At 67.3% G+C, this 6,990-nt stretch carries 7 protein-coding genes; 4 read left to right on the top strand and 3 right to left on the bottom strand.

Annotated elements, in window-relative coordinates; translation table 11 throughout:
- Positions 1–99 precede the first annotated feature (99 nt).
- The 3 genes from C8K14_RS20080 to C8K14_RS20070 are packed head-to-tail and all read left to right on the top strand — an operon-like array spanning position 100 to position 3,124.
- A complete protein-coding gene (locus C8K14_RS20080; RefSeq protein ID WP_107718692.1) occupies positions 100–1,239 on the top strand; it encodes an 8-amino-7-oxononanoate synthase in 1,140 nt (379 codons plus the stop codon).
- A complete protein-coding gene (gene bioD, locus C8K14_RS20075) occupies positions 1,239–1,859 on the top strand; it encodes a dethiobiotin synthase (RefSeq protein WP_107718690.1) in 621 nt (206 codons plus the stop codon). The genes C8K14_RS20080 and bioD overlap by 1 nt, the downstream gene beginning before the upstream one ends.
- Entirely contained in the window at positions 1,856–3,124 is a 1,269-nt protein-coding gene (locus C8K14_RS20070) for an adenosylmethionine--8-amino-7-oxononanoate transaminase (protein WP_107718688.1), read from the top strand. The genes bioD and C8K14_RS20070 overlap by 4 nt, the downstream gene beginning before the upstream one ends.
- A gap of 13 nt (positions 3,125–3,137) precedes the next feature.
- Here the strand turns inward: C8K14_RS20070 and C8K14_RS20065 are convergent, their stop codons facing one another.
- Both C8K14_RS20065 and C8K14_RS20060 read right to left on the bottom strand, forming a co-directional pair.
- On the bottom strand, positions 3,138–3,383 hold the full coding sequence (locus tag C8K14_RS20065; protein ID WP_022677013.1) for a hypothetical protein: 246 nt from the start codon (positions 3,381–3,383) through the stop codon (positions 3,138–3,140).
- 120 nt (positions 3,384–3,503) lie between these two features.
- Positions 3,504–3,662, bottom strand: a complete 159-nt coding sequence (locus C8K14_RS20060) for a hypothetical protein (protein WP_210427005.1) — start codon at positions 3,660–3,662, stop codon at positions 3,504–3,506.
- Positions 3,663–4,485: 823 nt separating this feature from the next.
- Between C8K14_RS20060 and C8K14_RS20055 the strand changes: the two genes are divergently transcribed.
- Entirely contained in the window at positions 4,486–6,270 is a 1,785-nt protein-coding gene (locus C8K14_RS20055; RefSeq protein ID WP_107718686.1) for a hypothetical protein, read from the top strand.
- Here C8K14_RS20055 and C8K14_RS20050 read toward each other — a convergent pair whose 3' ends face one another.
- Positions 6,271–6,981: a peptidylprolyl isomerase gene (locus tag C8K14_RS20050; RefSeq protein ID WP_107718684.1), complete on the bottom strand. Its 711-nt coding sequence runs from the start codon at positions 6,979–6,981 to the stop codon at positions 6,271–6,273.
- Positions 6,982–6,990: the final 9 nt, after the last annotated feature.

The following is a 6,990-nucleotide window of genomic DNA, read 5'->3' as shown; positions in this document are numbered from 1 at the left end:
TGTTCGCGCGCCTGGGCCTGAGGCCCATGGAAGGCGAAGAGCCGCTGCGCGCGATGAAAGCCGTTGGCGGCTGCTCGGGCGGCTGCGCGGCCTGATCGCATGGACAGCGTGAACGCCACGGATCTGTGGCAGGCCCAGTCCGCCGATCTGGCGGGGTTGCAGGCGCGCGCCCGCCTGCGCACGCTGGCCCCGCGCGCCGGCGTGGATTTTGCCAGCAACGATTATCTTGGCCTGGCCCAAGCCCCGCGCCTGCGCGCTGCCGTGGCCGATGCCCTGGCGCGCGGCGTGGCGGTGGGGTCGGGCGGATCGCGCCTGCTGCGCGGCAACGATCCCGAGCACGAGGCGCTGGAGGCAGAAGCCGCCGCCTTCTTCGGCTGCGAAAGCACGCTGTGGTTCAGCGCCGGCTATGCCGGCAACGTGGCGTTGATTGCCACCCTGCCCCAGCGCGAAGACCTGGTGATCTATGACGAACTGATCCACGCCTCGGTCCACGAAGGCCTGCGGCTGACCCGCGCGCGCACCGCCATGGCCGCGCACAACGACGCCGATGCCTTTGCCACGCTAGCGGCGCAATGGCGCGCGCAGGGCCATACCGGGCGCCTGTGGCTCTGCGTGGAAAGCCTCTATTCGATGGATGGTGACCGCGCCCCGCTGGATGATCTTGCCGCTGTGGCGCAGCGCCATGGCGCGATCCTGGTGATCGACGAGGCGCACGCCACCGGCGTGTTCGGCCCCGATGGGCGCGGCCTTGCCACGCATCTCGATGGGCGCGAAGACGTGATCGTGCTGCGCACCTGCGGCAAGGCGCTGGGCTGCGAAGGGGCGCTGGTCTGCGGCCCGCGCGTGGTGCGCGATTTCCTGGTCAACCGCGGCCGCCCGTTCATCTTTTCCACCGCGCCCAGCCCGCTGATGGCCAGCGCCGTGCGCGAGGCCTTGCGCATCTGCGCCGACGAGCCAGAGCGCCGCGCCGCACTGTCCGCGCTGATCGACCATGCCGCACGCCGGCTGGGCCCGCTGGGCGCCAGCGTCAGCGGCAGCCAGGTCATGCCACTCATCCTGGGCGATGACGCGCGCACCATGGCCGTGGCCGCACGGCTGCAGGTCGCCGGGTTCGATGTGCGCGGCATTCGCCCACCCACCGTGCCGGCCGGCACCAGCCGCCTGCGCATATCCCTGACGCTCAACGCCGCCCCCGCCGATGTCGATGCGCTGGCCGCCACCCTTGAGGAGATCCTGTGATGACCCGCTATGTCGTGACCGGAACCGATACCGGCATCGGCAAGACCGTGTTCAGTGCCGCCCTCGCCGGTGCGCTGCGCGCGCATTACTGGAAGCCGGTGCAATCCGGCCTGGATGACGGGGCAGACCGCGATGCCGTGGCCGCGCTGGCACAGTTGCCGCCCGAACTGATCCTGCCCGAAGCCTATCGGCTGACGCAGCCGCTTTCGCCCCACCGCGCGGCAGAGCTGGACGGACTGCAGATCGATCCGGCGCGGCTTTCCCCGCCCGATCATGAACGCCTGGTGGTAGAGGGCGCCGGCGGCGCGCTGGTGCCGATCACGCGCGGCACGCTCTATGCCGATCTGTTTGCCTGGTGGAACCTGCCGGTGATCGTGGTGGCGCGCACGGCGCTGGGCACGATCAACCACAGCCTGCTGACGCTCGAAGCCCTGCGCGCGCGCGGCGTGCCGATCCACGGCATCGCCTTCGTCGGCGCCGAGAACGCAGATAACGAACAGACCATCGCCGCGATGGGCAAGGTGCGCCGCCTGGGCCGGCTCGACCCGCTCGATCCGCTTACCCCGGAAACCCTGGCCGCCGCCTTTGCCCGCGGCTTTGCGCTGGAGGATTTCGCATGACCGGCTCGCCCGTCTGGCATCCGTTCTGGCAGCACGGGCTGGGACTGCCCATTCCCAAGGTGGCGCGCGGCGAAGGGGCGGCGCTGATCCTGGAAGACGGTACCCGCGTGATCGATGCGATCTCGTCGTGGTGGGTGACCACGCATGGCCACAACAACCCGCGCATCATGGCCGCAATCCGCGCCCAGACCGAGCGGCTGGACCAAGTGATCTTTGCCGGCTGGACACACCAGCCCGCCGAAGACGTGGCGCGCGGCCTAGTGGCCATGCTGCCCGAAGCGCTGACCCGCGTGTTCTTTTCCGACAGCGGCAGCACTTGCGTGGAAGTGGCGCTGAAAATGGCGCTGGGCTTCTGGGCCAACCGTGGCGAGGCACGCCATCGCATCCTGGTGATGGAGCATTCCTATCACGGCGATACCATCGGCACGATGTCGGTGGGGGAACGCGGGGTCTATAACGCGGCCTATGCGCCGTTGCTGTTCGATGTGGGCACGATCCCGTTTCCAACCGGCGATGGCGCCAACACGATCGAAGCCCTGGAAGCCGCATGCCGCGAAAACCCGGCTGCGCTGATCGTGGAGCCGCTGGTGCTGGGCGCGGGCGGCATGCTGTTCTATCCGCCCGCTGTGCTGGCCGCGATGGCCGAGGTGTGCCGCCGCCATGGCGTGCTGTTCATTGCCGACGAGGTGATGACCGGGTTTGGCCGCACCGGCACCCTGCTGGCGTGCAACCAGGCCGGCGTGGTGCCCGATATCCTGTGCCTGGCCAAGGGCCTGACCGGCGGATCGATGCCGCTGGCGGTCACCGTGGCGCAAGAGCCGATCTTTGCCGCGCACTGGTCAACCGACCGGGCCAAGCTGTTCTACCACTCGTCCAGCTATACCGCGAACCCGATCGCCTGCGCGGCGGCGGTGGAAAACCTGGCGATCTGGCGTGAAGAGCCGGTGCAGGCGCGCATCGATGCCCTGGGGCAGAACCAGCAGACACTGCTCGATCGCCTCGCCGCGCTGCCCGGCGCGCAACATCCCCGCCGCTGCGGCACGATCATCGCCGTGGATTTCGCCACGCCCGATGGCGGCTATCTTTCCGCCCTGGCGCCGCACCTGATGGCCTTTGCCCGCGATCATGGCGTGCTGCTGCGCCCTCTGGGCAATACCGTCTATGTCCTGCCGCCCTATTGCATCAGCGCGGCAGACCTGGCGCGGGTGGGCGATGTGGTGGAGGAAGGGCTGGCTGCCCTCCCGCGCCCCGGGCGCCCCATCTAGCCAGGCGTTAAAATCAATAGAGGTGGCGCGTCGATGCACCCATGAACGGGAAACGCACGACGCGGCCGGTAGCCAGCGATGACTTGAACAGGATGCGCGCCTTGTCGGCATCCTCGATCGTCACGAACACCAGATGCGTGCCGCCAGACTTGAGCGGCTCGATCGAACTGATGCGCAGGGCATTGGCCTTGCACCGCTTGGCGGCATCGCCCTCGTCGATCGACAGGTTGAGCGCGCGCGTGGTGGTGATGGTTGTCATGGGAAAACCTCGTGCAGGGGGGAGGCGGGGGGCGCCGGTTGATCACTCGCCCGTGCGTGGTGCACAGGCGGAAGGAAGCGGGGCCGAAAAATGGGTGACGTGCTGTCCCGTCAGCCTGCCTCAGGCGGCAGCGGCTGACCCGGCCGCAGGCAGCGTGCACCATTCCGGATAGGCTGCCACGCCCAGCTTCTGGCGCAGCCGCGCAATGCGGGTTTCATAATGCCGCACGAGATCATAGCGGCTGCCGGCGCGATGGTCCTGCCGCGTCTGGGCATCCATCACCGCAACCTGATGCTGAAAAAGAAGATGATTGAGGTCCACGGCCGTTCTCCTGCCAGATGCGGGAGCACGATGGTCTCTCAGGCGCCGATTGCATCCAAGATTTTGCATCATGACGGGGGGCGATGCGCAGCCTATGCAGAATTTCTGCAAAAAATTCAAGTGGAAATTTCAAAATTCAGCAATGATATAATTCAAAGTCAATTTGCATCATATTATTCACTCCCTCGCCATTTCAGAATTATAAATACCTATTCCTGATAATATTCAGTGGAAATTTATTCATGATGGCAGATTTTACTTTCCTCCCAACTGCACGCACTGCCTGAAAAAGCGCACGGGGAGGGCCGGCAACATCAACGCCGGCACCCGTTCGCCCGCCGTGATCACCACCTGATCCAGCGGCACCGCATCAGGGGGCACGCCAGCGGGGAAAGCCTGGACAAGGCAGCGGCCATGCCGGGGCGCGATGGTGCCGAATCGGCGAGGCGTGTGTCGGCATCACGGTCGGTCACCGTAGCGTGATCAATCGTCAAAGGATCGATACCAGTCGTACACTTGATCCGGGCAATGCGGGTGTCTCTCGCACGCTTGACGCTGGCCCGGACGATTGCGCCAAGCCTTGCCAACCGTGCGGCGCAGGCTTGGCCGGTGATGAAAGCCCAAGTATTTCCCCTTAATAGCCAATATGTTCCTGGCAACGAAGACTGCGCCGGCGTCAACCGCGTCTGGAGCGGCCATGTTAAACGATTGCGGCAAGACTGTGCCTCTCGGGTGGCGAATCCCTGCCGCCTGTTGCTGGCAACGTGCAGGACGGCCGCTAATGGCGCTTATTAAGAACACCCGGTTTCGCCAGTCGCTGCTGGTCACGGCCGGCATTGTGGCGGCCCCCGCCCTGGCGGCGACGGTGATCATCACCACGGGCAAGGCCACCTCTTCGGCCAGCGCCACGCCAGGCGCTGCGCCGGTAACGCTGGCAAGCAGCGCCGGCGGCGTGGCCCCTGCGGCCGCAACGTCAAGCGCGGCCAAGGCGGCAGCGCCTGCCGTGGGCGCGTCCCTGCTGCTGGGTGCGCAAACCCATTTCAGCCAGGGCTGGCCAGCCGGGATGGGCGATCTGGCGGCACAGGCGCAAGCGCCGCTGTTGCGCGATTCGCTGCCCTGGGCGACGGGGGAGACAGCCAAGGGGCGCTACACCCTGGACAGCGCGGCGGCGCAGAACCTGATGGCGGCGTGCCAGGCCGGGCGGCGCCTGATCCTGACGGAGATTCCTGCCAACCCGCTGTATGACAACGGCCTGTGGGTCTCTTCAGAACAGGGCCGCACGGCGTTTGCCGCCTATCTGGGCGCGCTGAAGGACAAGTTCGGCAACTGCCTGGCCGCGATCGAGCTGGGCAACGAGATCAACGGCAGCCGCGCCATGGTCTTTGCCGCTGGGATCGACAGCGTGGCCGCCTATGTGCGGATTGCCGCAGCGGCCCATGCGCGGCTGGGCGGCAACCCGGCGCTGCTGGGTGGATCGACCAACATGATCGGCACGGGTTTCCTGCGCCCGCTGTTTGCCGCCGGGCTGCTCGCGCAGGTCGATGGCCTTGCCGTGCATCCCTATCGCAACCGCGCCGAAGGGGTGGACGTGGAACTGGCGCAACTGACCGCCGCCATGGACGGCGCCGGGCAGCGCGTGCCGGTCTGGGCCACCGAATTTGGCCTCGCCACCAGCGACCAGGCCACGGCGGCAGGCGAGCTGGTCAAGCAGGCGACGATGCTGGCCGCCGGTGGCGTGGGACAGGCGAGTTGGTACGCCCTGATCGACCAGGGCGGGTTTCCCACCATGGGGCTGTTTGCCGGCACCGCGATCAAGGTCCAGGGCCGCGCGTTCCGCTTTCTGCAGGCCAACGTCCTGCCCAAGGGGCGCCCGTTGCGGCTGGATCTGGGCGATCCGCTGCTGTTCGCCTATCGCCTGGGCAGCGATACCACGGTGATCTGGGGCGCCCCGCGCGGGCTGGTACTGGGCAGCGGCACGCGGGCCTATGGCCCCACGGGGCAGGCACTGGCCACGCCGATGATCGGGGATCAGCCGATCGTGCTCGTCGGCACGGGCTATACTCTGGGTGCCTCGGCCGTGGTGGCCGATACCCTGCTGGGATGGGGCACGCCGGCCTGGCGCTATTTCGTGCGCAACCGGGCGGGCAGCGATACCGCGCTCGATTGGCTGGACGATACGTGGACCGGCTATTTCGGCAACAAGTTCAGCAAGCCGCTGCGCATCAACGCCACCAGCGCCGCACCGGCCGGCGATGCCGCTGCGCCATTGCGCGCGGTGTGGCGCTATACCGCGCCGGCAGCCCAGGCGCTGGACCTGCGTGGCTGCTTTGCCAAGGCGCCGGGCGGCGACGGGGTGGACCTCACCGTGCTGCGCAATGGCAAGGCGCTGTGGCAGGGCGTGCTGACCAGCGGTCTGCAACCCGGCCCACTGCCGGTGGACCTGGCGAAGGGGGATCGGCTCGACATTGTTGCCGGGCCGAACCAGGCCTTTGGCAGCGACGCGTTCTTCTATCGCGTGGTGCTGTTTCGTCGCGGCCAGAGTGCGGCGGTAGCCTGCCCCAATTGATCAGGGTGTCGTTGTTGGCGCTGGCGCGGGCACAGGCGCAGGCGTCTGGTTCGCCACGCGCCGCGCGGTGATCACTTTCACCGGCTGCGCCAGCATCTGCCCGCGCATCGCGCCTTCGCCCATGGTGGGTGAAATCGGCATGTCCCAGATCTTGCGCACCACATCCATGCCCGCAACCACATGCCCGAACGCGGCATAGCCCAGCTGCCGATCGGGATCGGCATTGGCCGGATCGGCATCCAGACCGGGCATGTCTGACAACAGGATGGAGAAATCCGAGGTCGCCGTGCCCGGCGCCAGCCGCGCCAGCGACAGCGTGCCGGCCTTGTGCAGGATGCCGGTCTGGCTGGTCGGTTCATGGGCCACCGGCTTGAACAGCTTGGCCGCATCGCGGATGCCGCCCTGCAGCAGGCCATTGGGCTGCTGCCCCCATTCCAGATGCATGGCGCGATAGAACGTCATCCCGTCATAGCGCTTGGCATCGACGTAATGCAGGAAGTTGCCCACGCTGATAGGGGCATGCTTGCCATCAAGTTCCACCACGATGGTGCCCTGGTCGGTCACCAGGGCCACGGTCGCCACATCGGGCACGGGCACTGGCGCGGGGGCAACCCTGGCCGGGGCGGCCTTGCGCGCGGGGGCGGCGAGAGCAGCAGAGGCACAGGCGAGATTTGCGGCGGCAAGGGCCATCACGGCGAATCGGATCTTCATCGCGCCATC

The organism is Novosphingobium sp. GV079 (genome assembly GCF_003058045.1).
Taxonomy (GTDB): Bacteria; Pseudomonadota; Alphaproteobacteria; order Sphingomonadales; family Sphingomonadaceae; genus Novosphingobium; species Novosphingobium capsulatum.
This window is presented reverse-complemented; position numbering and strand designations above follow the sequence as displayed.